Raw genomic sequence first — 264 nt, 5'->3', positions numbered from 1 at the left:
CCCGGAACCACGCCGCCTGCCCGGGGCGGATCGCCGCGGTCTGCGATTCCTTGAAGTTCGCCACCACCCACACCCGGTGCGGCACCAACTGCATCAGCTGGGTGCCCGGAGTGACGTACTGGCCCAGGCGCACGCCGATCTCGCCGAGCTGGCCGTCCTGCGGCGCCAGGATGCGGGTGTTGGCCAAGTCGATCTCGGCCAGCTTCAACGCGGCGCGCGCGTTGGCCACCGCCGCGCTCAGCGCGTCGCGGTTGACGATCACCG

The 264-nt window shown here is 71.6% G+C and carries 1 protein-coding gene; it reads right to left on the bottom strand.

Features of this window, described 5'->3' with window-relative positions:
• The coding region (locus HKX41_11875) for an HlyD family efflux transporter periplasmic adaptor subunit (GenBank protein NNC24832.1) at window positions 1-264 on the bottom strand (264 nt) is incomplete at both ends.

Source organism: Salifodinibacter halophilus (assembly GCA_012999515.1).
Taxonomy (GTDB): Bacteria; Pseudomonadota; Gammaproteobacteria; order Nevskiales; family Salinisphaeraceae; genus Salifodinibacter; species Salifodinibacter halophilus.
Note: the sequence above shows the minus strand (reverse complement) of the source record. Positions and strands in the feature narration are given on the sequence as shown.